This is a genomic window from Pseudomonas sp. PDM32, assembly GCF_019219225.1.
Lineage (GTDB): Bacteria > Pseudomonadota > Gammaproteobacteria > Pseudomonadales > Pseudomonadaceae > Aquipseudomonas > Aquipseudomonas laurylsulfatiphila.
The window spans coordinates 351964-369603 of record NZ_JAHUWE010000001.1 but is presented as its reverse complement, the minus strand read 5'-3'; the positions used below and the strand labels follow the sequence as shown (position 1 = coordinate 369603).

Here is a 17640-nt window from a genome sequence, read left to right as displayed (position 1 = left end):
GCGCCTCAGCTCTGGGACGCGGCTTTGGGCAGGATGTCGTTGGCGACCATCTCGCCGAACGGGCTCACGTAACCCGCACTTTTCGGCAGTTCAGGACGCTCGACATCGAGGTTCGGGAACAGCAGTTCGGCGACTCGGTACGACTCTTCCAGGTGTGGATAACCGGAGAAAATAAAGGTGTCGATGCCGAGGTCCGCGTACTCCTTCACGCGGGCGGCCACAGTCGGGCCATCACCCACCAGCGCCGTACCGGCACCGCCACGCACCAGGCCGACACCGGCCCACAGGTTCGGGCTGACTTCCAGGTTGTCGCGGTTGCCGCCATGCAATGCGGCCATGCGTTGCTGACCGACCGAATCGAAGCGCGCCAGCGATGCCTGGGCACGCGCGATGGTGTCGTCGTCGAGATGGGAGATCAGTCGATCCGCGGCTTTCCAGGCTTCATCGTTGGTTTCGCGCACGATCACGTGCAGGCGAATGCCAAAGCGCACGGTGCGTCCGAGCTTCGCAGCCTTGGCACGGACCTGTTCGATTTTTTCCGCCACGGCGGCCGGCGGCTCGCCCCAGGTCAAGACCATTTCCACCTGTTCGGCAGCCAGGTCTTGCGCGGCATCCGAAGAGCCGCCGAAGTACAGCGGCGGGCGCGGCTGCTGGATCGGTGGATAGAGCAGTTTCGCGCCCTTCACGCTGATGTGCTGGCCGTCGTAATCAACGGTTTCACCTTCCAGCACGCGGCGCCAGATACGGGTGAACTCCACGGAAGCCTGGTAGCGCTCTTCGTGGCTGAGGAACAGACCATCGCCCGCCAACTCCTCCGGATCACCGCCGGTCACCAGGTTGAACAGCGCGCGGCCGCCGGACAGACGATCCAGGGTCGCGGCCTGACGCGCCGCTACCGTCGGGGAAATGATCCCGGGGCGCAGGGCGACAAGGAATTTCAAACGCTGGGTCACCGGGATCAGCGACGCCGCCACCAGCCACGAATCTTCGCAGGAGCGCCCGGTGGGAATCAGCACGCCGCCGAAACCCAGTCGGTCCGCCGCTTGCGCGACTTGTTGCAGGTAACCGTGGTCAACGGCGCGTGCGCCTTCAGCGGTGCCAAGGTAATGGCCGTCGCCGTGGGTAGGCAGGAACCAGAAGATATTGAGGCTCATGGAGTGGTCTCCTTGGGGGATCGAATTATTGGGCTTTCGCAACGGCGGCCGGCGGCGTCCAGATCACGTCTTTGATGCTCAATTGCTTTGGAATCAGCTTGAGCTGGTAGAAGGTGTCGGCGATTTTCTGCTGCGCCGCGACCACTTCCGGGGTCAGGAACAGCGCGCCGTAGCCCTGGCGTTTCACCGAAGTGCGGGTGATGTCTGCCGACAGGCCAAGCAGTGGCGAGACTTGCTGGGTCACGTCTTCAGGATTGGCCCTGGACCAGTCGCCGACCGCGCGCACTTCTTCCACCAGGGTCTTGATCACCTCGGGATTTTTTTGCGCATAGGGTTTGGTCGCCAGGTAGAACTGATGGTTGTCGACGATGCCCTGGCCATCGCGCAGGGTGCGCGCTTGCAACTGTTGTTCGGCGGCGGCCTGGTACGGGTCCCAGATGACCCAGGCGTCGACACTGCCACGCTCGAACGCAGCGCGGGCATCGGCCGGCGGCAGAAAGACGGTCTGGATGTCGGTGTATTTGAGGCCGGCGTCTTCCAGCGCACGCACCAGCAGGTAGTGCACGTTGGAGCCCTTGTTGAGCACGACCTTCTTGCCCTTGAGTTCTGCCACCGACTTGATCGGCGAGTCCTTCGGCACCAGGATCGCTTCACTGTGCGGCGCTGGCGGTTCATAGGCGACGTAAAGCAGATCGGCGCCAGCCGCTTGGGCGAACACGGGAGGAGTTTCGCCGGTAACGCCGAAGTCGATGGAGCCGACGTTCAAGCCTTCCAGCAGTTGCGGGCCACCGGGGAACTCAGTCCATTGCACGTCCACGCCTTGGGCGGCGAGGCGTTTTTCCAGGGTGCCCTTGGCTTTGAGCAGCACCAGGGTGCCGTATTTCTGATAGCCGATTCGTAGCGTCTCGGCCTGAGCTTGAGTAATGGCGCCGAAGGTGACAGCCGCAGCAAACAGAGCGACCAGACCACGACGCAAAATGACAGGGCGCATGGCGCTCTCCTTTTTGCAGTTGGGTTTTGGCTGCACCTGCTTGCCCGTTGGCGGGCGAGTAAGGCCAGTACTTCAATTTTCGGGTGGGGCTAATGTTCCATGGAGCTCATATGCTCCAGCGAGCACTCAACAAACGTTCATTCAACAGGTTCGGATCGAGCGGCTTGGGCCGTCGTGCCATGGCGCTGAGAAACAGCTCCAGCGATTCATTCAGCCGTTGCTCCAGCTCCGGCGCCAACTGCGCCAGGGCGCTGCCTTCGCCGTAAGCGATCTGGCTGTCGACGGCGAAAATCCCGTGGAGCATTTCCTGGGCTTTCAACGCCGACAGCACCGGCTTGAGCGCGTAGTCCACCGCCAGCATGTGGGCGATGCTGCCGCCGGTTGCCATCGGCAACACCACCTTGTGGCTCAGGGCGCGTTCGGGCAGCAGATCCAGCACGGTTTTCAATGCGCCGGAGAACGAAGCCTTGTACACCGGCGTTGCGATCAGCAGGCCATCGGCATTTTCAATCTGTTGCAGCAGGTCAATGACCTTCGGGCTGTCGAAGCGTGCATGCAGCAAGTCTTCGGCCGGGAAGTCCCGTACCTGATAACTCACCACCTCCACGCCCTGTTCTTGCAACCAACTCCTGGAGCGGTCCAGCAGCACCCCGGAACGGGAGCGTTGACTGGGACTGCCTCCGAGTGAGACGACCAACATTCAGACGATTCCTTGAGCGGTGTTGGCGATTCGCGGTTTGCGATCTCGCTTCGATGGAGTGACCTTAACAGCTGATTCATATATCTATAAATCATATTTATTCATTTGGTTATGCATTATAGAGATATGCAAATCAACTTCAGTCGGGCAAAAAAAAGGCCGTCGAAACGGCCTGAAATCCCCTGCTCTGTGGGTGTCTTGAAAAGATCGCAGCCTGCGGCAGCTCCTACTGGGATTGGCTGCGATCTTTTGATTTTCAACGGTTCGGCTGCGGCGTCAGGCGCAGGTAGGGCTTAACGGCACGATAGCCCTTGGGAAAACGCTGTTTGATTTCCTCTTCATCCTTGAGAGACGGCACGATCACCACCTCATCACCGTCCTGCCAGTTGGCCGGCGTGGCCACCTTGTAGTTGTCGGTGAGTTGCAGCGAGTCGATCACCCGCAGGATTTCATTGAAATTGCGCCCGGTGCTCGCCGGGTAGGTAATCGTCAACCGAACCTTTTTGTTCGGGTCGATCACGAACAGTGAACGCACGGTCAGGGTGTCGTTGGCGTTGGGATGGATCAGGTCGTAGAGGTCCGAGACCTTGCGGTCGGCGTCATCCAGGATCGGAAAGTTGACCACGGTACTCTGCGTCTCGTTGATATCCTCGATCCATCTGTGATGCGACTCCACAGGGTCTACGGACAGTGCGATTGCCTTGACACCGCGTGCCGCGAATTCATCCTTGAGCCTGGCGGTAAAACCCAGTTCGGTGGTGCATACCGGCGTGAAATCCGCCGGATGGGAAAACAGCACGCCCCAGCTATCGCCCAGCCACTGGTGGAAACGGATGATGCCGGCGCTGGAGTTCTGTTCGAAATCGGGGGCGATATCGCCAAGTCTGAGACCCATGGTGCTGCTCCTTGTGAGTACTTGATGGGTTCAACTGTGCCTGTGTTTTTTATCTATTAAAAAGAATAAATATCGATTTATTTAGATCATTAAGAAATATTAAAGATCTGTTCACTGGACGTGCACGCACAACCCGCCGAACATCGGCCGCGAGGTTCGAGAAGGCCTTGAGTTGCTGCAAAGAGGGAACTTCAGGACGGGATTACGGGGGTGAACCCGTCCTGAACATGTAAAAGCCCCGCCCGGTGCAATACCGGGCGGGGCTTTTTTGCATCGGTTACGCGAACGCTATTACAACAGCGGGATCGAGTAGCTGACGATCAGACGGTTTTCGTCCTGCGAACGGGTGTTCGGCAGGTCAGTGCGCCATGTAGCGTTTTTCCACGCCAGGCCCAGGTTCTTCAACGGACCTTCCTGCACCACGTAGGCAACACTCAGGTCACGCTCCCACTCGGAAGCACCGTTGGCCGCCTGGCCACCCTTGGCGTTGACGGTATCGATGCTGTCGCCGTGCAGGTACACCAGACCCGCAGTCAGGCCAGGCACACCGACCTTGGCGAAGTCGAACGAGTAACGTGCTTGCCAGGTTTTCTCGCCGGCACGGCCGAACTTCTGGATTTGCGAATCGGTGATGGTGTAGTTCGACGAACCGTCACCCTGGTTCAGCCAAGGGAAGTCGCTGCTGCCGTTGCTGACCTGGTAACCGCCACCGAAGGTATGACCGGCAACCGAATACAGGAACAGGCCGCTGTACAGGTTGTTGTCGACCTTGCCTTTACCGTTTGGCGCGTTGTAGTTGCCAGTGGTGTAGTACAGCGGGTCGTGACCGTTGGCACCATCATCAGAGCTGTTGAAATAACGGAAATCCGACTTCAATACGCCCGGGCCGATTGCCCAGTTGTGAACCAGACCCAGGAAGTGCTGCTTGTAGAACTCTTCCAGCTTGCCGTAGTAGTACTGGGCCGTCAGGTCCTTGGTGATCTTGTAGTCGCCGCCGGCATAGATGAACTTGTTGCTGTCGCGGAACTTGGTACCGCGAGTGTTCGCACCGGAAATCGACATTTGATCGTTGTTGCTGGAGTTACGGCCTTTAACGGCTTCGATCTGACCACCGACCAGCGACAGGTCCTTGATCTCGGCGGAAGTGATCTGGCCACCCTGCCAGGTTTGCGGCAGCAGGCGACCATCGTTGGTCACGATTACCGGGTTTTTCGGCTGCAGGGTGCCCAGCTTCAATTCAGTCTGGGAAACCTTGGCTTTGGCGGTGAGGCCCAGGCTGGAGAAATCATCTACCGCCTCGCCATTGGATTTGCTCGGGAAAACCGTGCCGCCGTAAGAGGTCGCCGTGGCGCCGTTGGTACCGCCGCCCGAATCCAGCTTGACGCCCAACAGGCCGATCGCATCGATACCGAAACCGACGGTGCCCTGGGTGTAACCGGAGATGAAACGCAGATCGAAGCCTTGGCCCCACTCTTCGTTTTTGTTGGGACCGGTACCGTCGCGGTAGTCGGTGTTGATGTAGAAGTTACGCAGCCCCAACGTTGCCTTGCTGTCTTCGATGAAACCCGCGGCGTTTGCCTGCTGGGCCAATACCCCGACGGCCACAGCCATGGCCAAGGTGGATTTGTTCATGTTTCGCTCCTCTCGTTTCTAGTTCTGATGTTCCTGGTCCCGAATCGATTGCCCGGGATCCTGAATGCATAAATTCGCGGCAAACCGTCTAGGTCGGTCGTTTGGCGGGCCGCAGGATACATGGCCTTAAGGCCAAAAAGAATTTTTTAAACATTTTTAATAGCATTATGGAATATGGCATTCCACGGCAGAACCGAGGTATCGGCGGCAAGGCCGATTCCTGAACCTGATCAATTGTCGAGGGACGAAACTGCCGAATCCGAGCTCAGGGATGAGTGTCGGACAGGCGCACTTTAAGCGGGATGGATAAAAACCAAAAAGAATAATAAATAATCAATAAAGATCATTATGGAATATAAAAATCAGCACAAAAAAACCCCGCCAACCGGCGAGGCTTTTTCACAAGGCTTGTTACAGGAAGCTGTAGGTGTAGTTGAAGATCAGGCGAGTCTGGTCAACGTCAGGGTTGTTGGAGACTTCACTGCCACGGTAGACGCCGTTACGCAGCGTTACGCCGAAACCTTTGAGTGCACCCTGCTGGATGGTGTAGTCGATCCGCATGTCGCGCTCCCACTCGGAGCTGTCAGGGCCGCTGCCGTTGGTCGCCTTGATGTCATCGCCGTGCAGGTAGGCGATCGACGTTTTCAGGCCCGGCACACCCAGTGCTGCGAAGTCATAGGAGTACTGGCCGAAAGTGGTGTTTTCACCGGCACGAACAAATCCGTTGATCATGGAGTCGGTGAACAGGTAGAAGCTGGCGCCGCCATTCCCTTCCGGACGGCCATTGCCATCGACCACGTTGCCCTGGTTCAGGTAGACAAAACCACCGTCATCGCTGACGCGCTGATGACCGAGCAGGAAAGCGTTGCCACCCAGGGTGTAGGTGAACATGGCGCTCCAGGTCTTGTTATCGACCTCGCCCGGGTTCTTGGCGAAACCGTTGTTGTTGTTGAAACGGAAACCCGGATCACCGTTCCTGCCGTCGGAGCTGCTGTCGAAGTAACGAATATCCGTCTTGAAGGACTGGTTGGCGCTGATCGGTAGCACGTGGATCAAGCCCAGGAAATCCTGCTTGTAGTAGTCCTTCAGATTCGAGTGGTAGTACTGCAGGGTCAGGTCCTTGGTGACCTTCCAGTCAGCACCACCGTAGTAGAACTTGTTGCTGCCCTCTGTACCGCCAGCCACGGCCAGGCCGGTGGAGTTCGAAGAGGCGCGACCTGCCGAATGCTCCAACTGACCTGCGTTGAAGGTCACGTTGTCGATTTCTTTCGAAGTGATGGTGCCGCCGTCAAAGGTCTGTGGCAGCAGACGGCTGTCGTTCGCGACCAGAATCGGCAAGTTGGGTGCCAGAGCGCCACCCAAGTGGGCTTCGGTCTTCGAGAAGCGCGCCTTGACGTTAGCGGCTGCACGGCTCCATTCGGACACGGCCGAACCATCGCTGTCGCTTGGGAAGAAGGTGTTGTTGTCTGGGTGGTGACCCTTGCCGCCGTCCAGGTGGATACCCAGCAGTGCCTGGGCGTCGATACCGAAACCGACGGTGCCTTGGGTGAAACCGGACAGATAATCGAATTTCAGGCCTTCTGCGGACTCTCTCTGATCCGCACCGCCTTCACGGTTATCGTTGTTGTAATACATGGTGCGAGAGCTGATAGAAGCCTTGCTGTCTTCCAGGAAACCTGCGGCGCCTGCCTGCTGCGCCAAAACCCCAACGGCCACGGCCAAAGCCAAGGTGGACTTGTTCATTGTGTAGCTCCTCTCGATTCTAATTCTTGTATTCCTGGTCTCGAGTCGTCGCCCGAAATCCTAAGATGCGCGATTAGCGCCAGACCGTGACCCACAAGTCAATCGTAACTATGTGTGTCTACGACCATAGTCTAACCCCCGGTTTTTTGGTCCATGCAGGGTCATGAATTCGTCATGAACCTGAAAAGAATTACCCGATTCTTTTCTAATACCGTTTAGGCATTTAGCTCACCGCTCGTAAGTCCCCCCAGAACAAAGGGTTTGGACCATAAGCTAATTCCTAATCGGTATTTATTTTTACTTTTTTAGATCGTTTAGTTTTTGACGCAATTCGGAAACAAATCCTTTACCGAAAGGCGGCCCCATGACGATCAAACGCGCACTATCCGGATCAATTGTTACAGTTTGTGTATCGCTCGCATTTTCCTTCACCGCTCAGGCGGCGAACCTCACCGTCGGTTATCAAACCGGAATCGACCCCAGCAAAGTCCCCCAGGCCGATGGTCTTTATGAAAAAACCATCGGCCAGCCCATCGACTGGCGGCGCTTCAACAGCGGCCCGGAAGTGGTCACGGCGATTGCGTCGGGCGATGTGCAAATCGGCAATCTCGGCTCCAGTCCACTGGCCGCTGCGGCTTCGCGCAACCTGCCGATCGTCGCGTTCATCGTCTCGGCCCAGATCAATGCCGCCGAAGCGCTGGTGGTGCGCAACGGCAGCGGCATCGAAAAACCGCAAGATCTGATCGGAAAGACCATCGCCACGCCTTTCGTTTCAACCTCCCACTACAGCCTGCTCGGTGCGCTGAAGCACTGGGGCCTGGACGGCTCGAAAGTCAAAGTGGTGAACCTGCAGCCAGCAGAAATTGCCGCTGCCTGGAAGCGTGGTGATATTGATGGCGCGTTTGTCTGGTCGCCTGCACTGGGGGAAATCCGCAAGACGGGCAAGACCCTGACCGACGCTGCACAGGTCGGCCAATGGGGCGCGCCAACCTTCGAAGTCTGGGTAGCGCGCAAGGATTACGCAGAGAAGCACCCAGAGGTGGTAACCAAATTCGCCAAGGTCACCCTCGACTCCTTTGCTGATTACGCCGCGCATAAAGCCAACTGGACGGTCGACTCGGAGCCCGTTCAGAAAATCGCCAAACTGACCGGTGCCAACGCCGCCGACGTGCCGGAGTTACTGGCTGGTTCCGCATTCCCGGATGCCAAGGCGCAACAGGGCAGCGCGCTGCTGGACGGCGGCACGGCCAAAGCCATTGGTGAAACGGCGAAATTCCTGAAGGAACAAGGGAAGGTGGAGACGGTGCTGCCGGACTACTCGCCGTATGTCAGCGCGAAATTTGTCCAGGAGTAACACAAGGTTCCTGTAGGAGCTGCCGCAGGCTGCGATCTATTGATTTTGCTTTTCAAGATCAAAAGATCGCAGCCTGCGGCAGCTCCTACAACCTCAAAGGGCTTTTTCGAAGATCTTCGAATTACGCTGATAGTTGTACAGCGACGCTCGCGCCGACGGCAGCCGGTCGACGCTGCTGGGTTCGAAACCACGCTCGCGGAACCAGTGCGCGGTGCGCGTGGTGAGGACGAACAAGGTTTTCAATCCCTGAGCCCGGGCGCGGGTTTCAATACGCTCCAGCAGCTCATCACCGCGACCGCCATGGCGGTACTCCGGGTTCACCGCCAGACACGCGAGTTCGCCCGCGTCCGAATCGGCGATCTGATACAGCGCCGCACAGGCGATGATCATGCCTTCGCGCTCAACCACACTGAACTGCTCGATTTCGCGCTCCAGCACCTCGCGGGAACGGCGCACCAGGATCCCCTGCTCTTCCAGCGGACTGATCAAATCCAGCAAACCACCGACGTCTTCAATGGCCGCTTCGCGTACCACTTCGAACTGTTCCTGGGCCACAAGGGTGCCGCCGCCGTCGCGAGTGAACAACTCGGTCAGCAACGCACCGTCTTCGGCGTAACTGACGATATGGCTGCGGGCCACGCCGCCACGGCAAGCTTCGGCAGCGGCATCCAACAATTCTGCCTGATAGTTGCTGCCCAACCGTTGCAGATGCGCCGGCACTTGCTGCGGACGCAGTTCGCGCACCAGGCGCCCGTGTTCGTCGATCAGGCCCAGGTCGGCGCCAAACAGCAGCAACTTGTCCGCGCCCAGGTCGATGGCCGCGCGGGTGGCGACGTCTTCGCAGGCCAGGTTGAAAATTTCACCGGTCGGTGAATAGCCCAGCGGCGACAACAGCACGATGGAGCGCTCATCCAGCAGACGGTTGATGCCCTTGCGGTCGACCCGGCGCACTTCGCCGGTGTGGTGATAGTCGACGCCTTCAAGCACGCCGATCGGCCGTGCCGTCACCAGGTTGCCGCTGGCCACCCGCAGGCGCGAGCCCTGCATGGGCGACGAAGCCATGTCCATCGACAGGCGAGCCTCAATGGCAATGCGCAACTGGCCGACCGCGTCGATCACGCACTCCAGGGTCGCGGCATCGGTGATGCGCATGCCGTGATGGTAATGCGGGGTCAGGCCACGGGCCGCGAGGCGCGCTTCGATTTGCGGCCGGGAGCCGTGAACCAGCACCAGGCGTACGCCCAGGCTGTGCAACAGCACCAGGTCGTGGACGATATTGCCGAAGTTCGGGTGTTCAACGCCGTCGCCGGGCAGCATGACGACAAAGGTGCAATCGCGGTGGGCGTTGATGTAAGGCGAAGCGTGACGAAGCCAATTGACGTATTCGGGCATGAACCTGGGCCTGTAATAAATAGCAGCCGAAAAAAGGGCGAAACTGAAAACGCACAGCGGGCTGATGGTTATCGTCGGAACAGGCTTGGCGACACGCGCGCTCTCCTCATGAATACGGGTTTGGAAACTGGCAATTTAATCGCGCCCCCTGTAGGAGCTGCCGAAGGCTCGGTCCGCGTTCGGGCGATCTTTTGATCTTGATTCTAAAACCAAAGATCAAAAGATCGCAGCCTTCGGCAGCTCCTACAAGTGTTGCGTTCAAGTGGTTGGCACCGCGGTTTTGGCCGGTGTCAGGCAATAGTGTTCGATCAGTTGCCTTAGTAGATGCACCGTAGGCTGCAAACGTGACATTTCGAGGTATTCCCCCGGCTGATGGGCGCAAGCGATATCACCCGGGCCAAGCACCAGCGTTTCACAGCCAAGGCGCTGAAGATAAGGTGCTTCGGTGCCGAACGCCACTGCTTCGGCGCTGTGACCGGTGAGCTTTTCGGCAAGGCGCACCAGCTCGGCGTCCTCGGCCTGTTCGAACGACGGCACGTCGGGGAACAACGGCGCGTAATCGATCTTGACCTGATGCCGCTCGGCAACCGGCTTGAGCTTCTGCAGGATCTCGGCGCGCAGGACCTTGGGGTCCATGCCGGGCAGCGGTCGCAAATCGAATTCCAGCGAACACTGGCCGCAGATGCGGTTGGGATTGTCGCCACCATGGATGCAGCCGAAGTTCATCGTTGGCGTTGGCACGCCAAACTGTGGATTGCGGAATTCGCGCTGCCATAACAAGCGCAGGCCACGCAGTTCGCCGATGGCATCGTGCATGGCCTCCAGGGCGCTGTGACCCAGGCGCGGGTCGGAAGAGTGACCGCTCTGCCCGAGGATGTCGATGCGCTCCATCATGATGCCTTTGTGCATGCGGATCGGCTTGAGCCCGGTCGGCTCGCCGATCACCGCCGCCCGCCCCAGCGGCCGCCCCGCTTCGGCCAGCGCGCGAGCACCGGACATCGAGCTTTCTTCATCGCAGGTGGCGAGAATCAGCAACGGCTGTTTGAACGGCTGATCGAGCAGCGGTATGACCGCCTCGATCGCCAGGGCGAAAAAGCCCTTCATGTCGCAACTGCCCAGGCCGACCCAACGACCGTCGACTTCCGTCAGTTTCAGCGGGTCGGTTTGCCACAACGCACCATCGAACGGCACGGTGTCACTGTGCCCAGCCAGCACCAGGCCGCCGGGGCCGGAACCGAAACTGGCCAGCAGGTTGAACTTGCCGGGGTTGACCTGCTGGATCTCGCAGGTAAAACCCAGCTCTCCGAGCCACGTCGCCAGCAGATCGATGACCGGGCGGTTGCTTTGATCGAGTCTGGGTTGGGTACAACTGACGGACGGCGCGGCGATCAGCGCAGCGAACTGTTCTTTCATCGACGGCAATGGCATCGCTGACTCCCGGCACCCGAATTGAGGTTCATCATAGAACCAACCGATGACAGGAATAAACCGTCTCGGCGCGTACTAACCTTGAGTCCTGTACACTGCACGACCTTGGCAGCCACACATTCCCCCGGCTGCGCTCCCGATCCTGGATTTTCCGGCCATGCAGAAAGAAACCGAAATCAAACTCCGCGTCAGCCGCGAAACCCTCGCCGCCCTGCGCGAGCACCCCTTACTGAAAAAACGCAACAAAAGTGGCTGGGAACGCCGTGAGTTGATGAATCAATACTTCGACACGCCCGAGCGCGACCTGGCCCAGGCCAAAGTCGCCCTGCGTCTGCGCAAGGATGGCGAAGCAGTGATCCAGACCCTCAAGACCCGCGGCCAGAGCGTCGCCGGCCTGTCGGTGCGTAACGAATACGACTGGAACCTGCCCAAAGCCAAGCTCGACCTGAAGAAACTCGACGGCGAATGCTGGCCCGAGGAACTCGCCGAACTGGACAAAAAAACCCTGAAGCCGATTTTCACCACCGACTTCGTCCGCGAGCGCGCAGAAATCGCCTGGGGCCGCGGCAAGACCAAAGTGGTCATCGAAGCCGCCCTGGACCTTGGCCACGTAGTGGTCGGCAAGCAGAAAGAAGAAATCTGCGAGCTGGAGCTGGAGCTGCGCGAAGGCGAGCCGGCCGCATTGCTGGAGCTGGCCGCCGAGCTGGCCGAGAAACTGGCGCTGATGCCCTGCGATATCAGCAAGGCCGAGCGCGGTTATCGCCTGTACGACGCCCACAGCTACTCATTGAGCCTGCCGGCGCCGCAGATCACGGCCGAAACGCCGCTGGACGACGCGTTCGCCGCCCTGAGCTGGCACTTGCTCGGCAGCAGCCAGCGCCTGGCTGAGCAATATCGCTTCAACGGTCACTGGCGCCTGCTGCAGGACTGGGTCGAGTGCCTGGCCGAAATGCGCGCGCTGATCAGCAGCCTTGGTCAAGCCGCACCACGTCAGTCCACTCACGATCTGCGCATCGCCCTTGATGCCTTGCTGGAAGACTGGCGTCCGCTGGTCCAGGCCGGCCTGAACGATGAAGACGTGCGCAAAGCCGCGCCCGAACAGTTTCTTGAAGAACTCGAAGACCCGCGCTGGGGCCTGTTCTCATTGACGACCTCACGCTGGCTGCTGGCCCGCACCTGGGCTGCCGACCGCAACACCCGTGGCAATCGCCAGGGCGCTGCACAACTGGGCAGCTGGTTGCCCCGCCTGCTGGGCGAAGAAGCCACTTCGTTGCAACTGCAGCGTTACCAGCAACAGCCGGAAGACCTGGCCGAGCAACTGCCGCGCATCGAACGCATCCAGGTCTGGCTGCACCATGCGCGTAACGTGCTGGAGATCCCGGAAATGGATCGCCTGTACGGCGAGCTGAACAAACTGGCGCAACTGGCCAACGAATCGATCACCGACGAAGTCCTGGATGCGCGCAAGCAGCAGGCGATTGCGGTGTATCAGAACCGTGCCTGGAAAATGTTGCTGCGCCTGTAATACCGCCTTCGCGAGCAAGCCCGCTCCCACACTGGATCTGTGATCGACACAAATCCCCTGTGGGAGCGGGCTTGCCCGCGAAGAGGCCCGCACATTCACCACAAAACATCAGACCGGCAAACTCGTCGTCGACTTGATCTCCGACAACGCCACGATCGAGTTGACCTCCTGAATCCCCGGCACCATCGACAGCTTCTCGAAGAAGAAGCGCTCGTACGCCTCGATGTCCGCCGTGACAATCCGCAGCAGAAAATCCACCGCCCCCATCAGCACGTAACACTCCAGCACCTCCGGAAAGCCGCGAATCGCCTCGGTGAACTCGGTGAAGTTCGAACGCCCGTGGGCATTAAGTTTCACCTCCGCGAAGATCTGCGTGTTGAGGCCGATTTTCTTGCGGTCGAGCAAGGTCACCTGGCCGCGAATGATGCCCTCCTCTTTCATCCGCTGAATCCGTCGCCAGCAAGGCGATTGCGAGAGCCCCACCTGCTCGGCGATCTGCGCGCTGGAGAGCGAAGCGTCCTCTTGCAGCAAGGTGAGGATCTTGCGGTCGTAGCTGTCCAGTTCGCTCTGCATAAAAAAACCTTTGATCTCTAAATATGTGAATTAATTAAGTCTGCCTTCCTGCCATTTGGCCAATCATAGAGAAGAAATACCCGGCACAGGATGTAAATATTTCTCCAGTATTTCTGGAGCCTGACCATGCCGTATCTCGAAGCCGTGAACACCCCACCTACCCGCGCCGATGTCTGGAACGTCAGTAATGCCCATTGCCGTGTTCACTATCAAATGCGGGCCGAGGCCGAACCGGACCTGCTGTGTCGCACCCTCAATCTGTTCGCCTTGCAATTGCTCACACCGGAACAGGTCAACGTGCAGCGCCAGGAAGACTGGCTGACCATCGAGATCGTCATCGACGGTTTGAGCTGGCACCGCGCGCAAGTGATAGCAGAAAAACTTCGTAACCTGATCTGCGTCTGCTCGGTAGAGCTGCAAGAGGCTGACTCTGCCTGGACCGAAACGATACAGGCGGCGGGCTGAAAAACGCCGAAACGGCTTCGTCGGGTAGTGGCCCAGCGGTCAGCCGGGCCACGGCTATCCTTTGCGCACTGTCGTTCAAAAGGAGCCCGCATGTCCGTTCAACTCGCCTTTCAGGACCGCTGGCTGGATCTCAATGATGTGCTGCGCGAACTGGTTGCGCAGGGCTTTATCAGCCAGGATTCGGCCGAACACGCGCTCAATGCCCGCCGCCGCAACGCCACCCATGGCCAAATGCATCCGCTGGAGTTCATTGCCAGCCAACAGTTGGGCGACCTCAGCCGCCCCGGCAAACTGCTGGACCTGGAAAGCCTGACCCTGTGGCTGTCCCGGCAGGCCGGACAGCCTTATCTGCGCATCGATCCGTTGAAAATCAACGTCGCGGCCGTGACCCCGCTGATGTCCTACGCCTTCGCCCAGCGTCACAAGATCCTCGCGGTAGCGATCGACCGTGATGCGGTGACCGTGGCCAGCGCCCAGCCTTATGTCAGCGGCTGGGAGGCTGACCTGACCCACGTGCTCAAATTGCCGATCAAGCGCGTGGTGGCCAACCCGGTGGACATCCAGCGCTTCAGCGTCGAATTTTTCCGCCTGGCCAAATCGGTCACCGGGGCCAACAGTGCCGACCCGCACGTCAGCACCCTCGGCAATTTCGAACAGTTGCTCAACCTCGGCGCCAGCGACCAGGAGCCCGACGCCAACGACGCCCACATCGTCAACATCGTCGACTGGCTGTTCCAGTACGCGTTCCAGCAACGCGCCAGCGACATCCACATCGAGCCCCGTCGCGAGCAAGGCACGGTGCGCTTTCGCATCGACGGCGTGCTGCACAACGTCTATCAATTCCCGCCCCAGGTCACCATGGCCATCGTCAGTCGCCTGAAAACCCTGGGGCGCATGAACGTCGCGGAGAAACGCAAACCCCAGGACGGCCGGGTGAAAACCAAGACCCCGGACGGCGGCGAAGTTGAACTGCGCTTGTCGACACTGCCCACCGCCTTCGGCGAAAAAATGGTCATGCGGATCTTCGACCCGGACGTCCTGCTCAAGAACTTCGACCAGCTCGGTTTCTCCAGCGACGACCTGCGCCGCTGGCAGGACATGACCCGCCAGCCCCACGGCATCATCCTCGTCACCGGGCCGACGGGGTCGGGCAAGACCACCACCCTCTACACCACCCTGAAAAAACTGGCGACGCCGGAGGTCAACCTCTGCACCATCGAAGACCCGATTGAAATGGTCGAGCCGGCCTTCAACCAGATGCAGGTCCAGCACAATATCGACCTGACCTTCGCCGCCGGCGTGCGTGCGCTGATGCGACAAGACCCGGACATCATCATGATCGGCGAGATCCGCGACCTCGAAACCGCGGAGATGGCGATCCAGGCGGCGCTCACCGGGCACCTGGTGCTGTCGACCCTGCACACCAACGATGCGCCCGGCGCCATCAGCCGCCTGCTGGAACTCGGCGTGCCGCATTACCTGATCAAGGCCACGGTGCTTGGCGTCATGGCCCAGCGACTGGTGCGAACCCTGTGCCCGCACTGCAAGGCCCCGCTGACGCTGGGCGAAGATGACTGGCAAACCTTGACTCGCCCCTGGCAGGCCCCGCTACCAGGCAATGCCCAGCGTGCCGTCGGTTGCGTGGAATGTCGCGACACCGGTTATCGCGGCCGTGCCGGGGTCTACGAAATCATGCAACTCAGCGATGGCATCAAGGCGTTGATCAGTCCCGATACCGATCTGCTGGCCGTGCGACGCCAGGCATTCAAGGAGGGCATGCGCAGCCTGCGGCTGTCGGGGGCGCAAAAGGTCGCCGCCGGGCTGACGACCATCGAGGAGGTTCTGCGCGTGACGCCCCAGAGCGAGCAGAACTGAGCCCTGCTGTTCTTATCCGCCATCGGCACCGCTACACTCCAGCGATTGCAACCCCACAGATCCACACATCAACAAGGAATCGTTATGCAGATCGGTAGTGTGCTTTTGCTTTTTGTCGGCCTGGTGGTCGCCATTCTGTTCATGGGCTTCAAGGTCGTGCCCCAAGGTTTTGAATGGACCGTCGAACGTTTCGGGCGCTACACCAACACGCTCAAGCCCGGGCTGAACGTCATCGTTCCGGTGATGGACCGCATCGGGCGCAAGATGAATGTGATGGAAAGCGTACTGGATATTCCGCCGCAGGAAGTCATCACCGCCGACAACGCCACAGTGCAAATCGACGCCGTGTGCTTCTTCCAGGTTGTCAACACGGCCCAGGCTGCCTACGAGGTCAACAACCTCGAACACGCCATCCGTAACCTGTTGCAAACCAACATCCGCACGGTGCTCGGCTCGATGGAACTCGACGCCATGCTCAGCCAGCGCGACGGCATCAACGAAAAACTGCTGCGCACCGTCGATGAAGCGACCGCGCCGTGGGGTATCAAGATCACCCGGATCGAGATCAAGGACATCAGCCCACCCTCCGACCTGATGGCGGCGATGAGTGGGCAGATGAAAGCCGAACGGATCAAGCGTGCACAGATCCTCGAGGCCGAAGGCCTGCGTGCCGCAGCGATCCTGACCGCCGAGGGCAAGAAGCAGGCGCAGATCCTCGAAGCCGAAGGCAGCCGACAGGCCGCCTTCCTGGAGTCCGAAGCCCGGGAGCGGCAAGCCGAGGCAGAAGCTCAGGCGACCAAGGTGGTGTCCGAAGCGATCGCCAGCGGTAACGTGCAAGCGGTCAACTACTTCGTGGCGCAAAAGTACATCGATGCGCTGGGCAAGTTGGCTTCGGCCAACAACAGCAAAGTGATCCTGATGCCGCTGGAGGCCAGTTCGATGATCGGCGCGGTGGGCGGCATTGGCGAAATCGTCAAAGCCACTTTCGATAACAAGAAAGCCTGAGGCGCGCCATGTGGGCATTTTTGCAGCATCTTTCGTTCTGGGACTGGTTGGCGCTGGGCACGGTGCTGTTGATTCTTGAAGTGTTCGGCGCCGGAGGCTACCTGCTGTGGATCGGTATGGCAGCGGCTGCCGTGGGCGTCTTGACCTTCTTCCTGCCGGGTCTGTCGTGGGAATGGCAGTTCCTGTTGTTCGGCCTGCTGTCGATCGCCACCGCCTTGTACTGGTGGCGGCGTCAGCGCACAGCGACTCGCCTGAGCGATCAGCCGCACCTGAACCTGCGTGGCCAGGAGCTGATCGGCAAGACCTTCGTGGTGCATGAAGCGATTGTCGACGGTCGCGGCAAAATCAAGGTGGCCGACGGCGTGTGGATGGCCCGCGGGCCGGACGCGGCCATTGGCAGCCGCGTGCGGGTGGTCGGCCAGCAAGGCGCGATCCTGCTGGTCGAAACGACGGAATAGGCGGCCACGGAACTCGACTGGGGGTTGGCAATCCAACCGCGTAGTCAACCCAGTGGAGTCACCCTGTCATGCGTTTCAAACTTGCTGTCGCTACCGTCGCGCTGTTGTCCCTGCCTGTCGGTTCGGCGATGGCCGATACTTTTTGGCGTAACGTTCTTACGTCCGGTGCAACCACCGGTTCGAGCTATCTGACATCCAAGGATCACAAACTGGTGGTCGCGGCCCAGGACGATGCCAGCAGCTTCGTCGCCAGCGACGGCAGCATCCGTGGTCCGTACCTGGAAGCGGCCATGCAGAAAGTCCGCGCTGACAACCCGGGCCTGCAAGCCACGGACATGGAGTTGGCGAATGCGATCCTGGCGAAGAATGCCGTGGCGTCTGAATAAGCGTTGCGAATGAAAAATGCCGCTCACATGAGCGGCATTTTTTTGCCCGGCGAACACAAATCCC

General features: G+C 59.6%; 16 protein-coding genes. 7 read left to right on the top strand and 9 right to left on the bottom strand.

The genetic code is table 11. The features are described 5' to 3' along the window. Positions 1 to 5: 5 nt before the first annotated feature. From ssuD to KW846_RS01705, 6 genes are all read right to left on the bottom strand, one after another. Positions 6 to 1154, bottom strand: a complete 1149-nt coding sequence (gene ssuD, locus KW846_RS01730) for an FMNH2-dependent alkanesulfonate monooxygenase (protein WP_218481122.1) — start codon at positions 1152 to 1154, stop codon at positions 6 to 8. Positions 1155 to 1179: 25 nt separating this feature from the next. Then, complete coding sequence (locus tag KW846_RS01725; protein ID WP_007976344.1) at positions 1180 to 2145, bottom strand: sulfonate ABC transporter substrate-binding protein; 966 nt, start codon at positions 2143 to 2145, stop codon at positions 1180 to 1182. A gap of 106 nt (positions 2146 to 2251) precedes the next feature. Further along, a complete protein-coding gene (ssuE, locus tag KW846_RS01720) occupies positions 2252 to 2845 on the bottom strand; it encodes an NADPH-dependent FMN reductase (RefSeq protein WP_007976342.1) in 594 nt (197 codons plus the stop codon). A gap of 256 nt (positions 2846 to 3101) precedes the next feature. Next, on the bottom strand, positions 3102 to 3740 hold the full coding sequence (locus KW846_RS01715) for a peroxiredoxin (RefSeq protein ID WP_015097285.1): 639 nt from the start codon (positions 3738 to 3740) through the stop codon (positions 3102 to 3104). 291 nt (positions 3741 to 4031) lie between these two features. Then, entirely contained in the window at positions 4032 to 5372 is a 1341-nt protein-coding gene (locus KW846_RS01710; protein WP_095964269.1) for an OprD family porin, read from the bottom strand. A gap of 411 nt (positions 5373 to 5783) precedes the next feature. After that, positions 5784 to 7115, bottom strand: coding sequence for an OprD family porin (locus tag KW846_RS01705; RefSeq protein WP_218481121.1), 1332 nt, complete (start codon positions 7113 to 7115; stop codon positions 5784 to 5786). Positions 7116 to 7485: 370 nt separating this feature from the next. Here KW846_RS01705 and tauA point away from each other — a divergent pair, with 370 nt between their 5' ends. Then, on the top strand, positions 7486 to 8469 hold the full coding sequence (gene tauA / locus KW846_RS01700) for a taurine ABC transporter substrate-binding protein (protein WP_371321724.1): 984 nt from the start codon (positions 7486 to 7488) through the stop codon (positions 8467 to 8469). Between the two features lie 93 nt (positions 8470 to 8562). On the opposite strand, the gene argA is transcribed toward tauA, so the two are convergent. Further along, a complete protein-coding gene (gene argA / locus KW846_RS01695; protein WP_007978929.1) occupies positions 8563 to 9861 on the bottom strand; it encodes an amino-acid N-acetyltransferase in 1299 nt (432 codons plus the stop codon). Positions 9862 to 10119: 258 nt separating this feature from the next. Then, positions 10120 to 11289, bottom strand: a complete 1170-nt coding sequence (gene argE / locus KW846_RS01690; RefSeq protein WP_218481119.1) for an acetylornithine deacetylase — start codon at positions 11287 to 11289, stop codon at positions 10120 to 10122. A 157-nt stretch (positions 11290 to 11446) separates the two neighbouring features. On the opposite strand from argE, the gene KW846_RS01685 reads away from it, so the two are divergent. After that, entirely contained in the window at positions 11447 to 12814 is a 1368-nt protein-coding gene (locus tag KW846_RS01685; RefSeq protein ID WP_218481118.1) for an inorganic triphosphatase, read from the top strand. A gap of 108 nt (positions 12815 to 12922) precedes the next feature. Here KW846_RS01685 and KW846_RS01680 read toward each other — a convergent pair whose 3' ends face one another. Further along, positions 12923 to 13387, bottom strand: coding sequence for an Lrp/AsnC family transcriptional regulator (locus KW846_RS01680; RefSeq protein ID WP_218481117.1), 465 nt, complete (start codon positions 13385 to 13387; stop codon positions 12923 to 12925). Between the two features lie 126 nt (positions 13388 to 13513). On the opposite strand from KW846_RS01680, the gene KW846_RS01675 reads away from it, so the two are divergent. The 5 genes from KW846_RS01675 to KW846_RS01655 all read left to right on the top strand — a co-directional run bounded on the left by KW846_RS01675 (position 13514) and on the right by KW846_RS01655 (position 17576). Beyond that, positions 13514 to 13852: a hypothetical protein gene (locus KW846_RS01675; RefSeq protein WP_218481116.1), complete on the top strand. Its 339-nt coding sequence runs from the start codon at positions 13514 to 13516 to the stop codon at positions 13850 to 13852. A 90-nt stretch (positions 13853 to 13942) separates the two neighbouring features. Beyond that, positions 13943 to 15727, top strand: coding sequence for a GspE/PulE family protein (locus KW846_RS01670; RefSeq protein WP_218481115.1), 1785 nt, complete (start codon positions 13943 to 13945; stop codon positions 15725 to 15727). A gap of 84 nt (positions 15728 to 15811) precedes the next feature. After that, positions 15812 to 16732, top strand: coding sequence for an SPFH domain-containing protein (locus KW846_RS01665; protein WP_218481114.1), 921 nt, complete (start codon positions 15812 to 15814; stop codon positions 16730 to 16732). Between the two features lie 8 nt (positions 16733 to 16740). Further along, entirely contained in the window at positions 16741 to 17190 is a 450-nt protein-coding gene (locus KW846_RS01660; RefSeq protein WP_095964278.1) for an NfeD family protein, read from the top strand. Between the two features lie 68 nt (positions 17191 to 17258). Continuing rightward, positions 17259 to 17576 (top strand): DUF2388 domain-containing protein, encoded by a 318-nt coding sequence (locus KW846_RS01655; RefSeq protein WP_007978921.1) that lies wholly within the window; start codon positions 17259 to 17261, stop codon positions 17574 to 17576. The last annotated feature ends 64 nt before the right edge of the window (positions 17577 to 17640 follow it).